General features: G+C 32.7%; 1 protein-coding gene. It reads right to left on the reverse strand.

Going from position 1 to position 446, the window contains the following annotated elements; translation table 11 throughout:
* Positions 1-46: 46 nt before the first annotated feature.
* Positions 47-446: ABC transporter ATP-binding protein (locus UNSWCS_RS11445; protein ID WP_035144368.1), on the reverse strand; the 400-nt coding region annotated here is incomplete at its 5' end.

Genomic DNA, 446 nt, shown 5'->3' on the forward strand with positions numbered 1-446 from the left:
TCCTTTAGGTTACACACTTATATTATATATAGCCAAGAGCGCACGCTCATTCCCCACTACGTGGGGCCCCTTTTGCGTTGCGCGATGCGCTCGTTAAGTAGCGTTCTAAAGCAAGGTGTTTATCTTTTGAATCATAATTAAACTCAGAAAAAATATCTTTTTCAGAAGGAAGCATTGTTATGAATATACTAAAACTATAATCGTTTGTTTTCTCGCTTTTATATGTTGTTATATCGCCAATAATAGGAATGTTTTCAATAAATGGAATAGTTTTTGTTGATTTGATCGTTTCTTTGCTATTAATACCGCCGATAAGAAATGAATTTGTATCAGTAAGATATACATTTGTTTTTAGATGCCTGCTTGAAATTCTAGGGGTCAATGTATCATCAAGCAAATTTTCAATATATAGATCCAAAGTAAAACTAACACTATCATTAGTAATC

It is taken from the genome of Campylobacter concisus UNSWCS, from assembly GCF_000466685.1.
GTDB classification, from domain to species: Bacteria; Campylobacterota; Campylobacteria; order Campylobacterales; family Campylobacteraceae; genus Campylobacter_A; species Campylobacter_A concisus_A.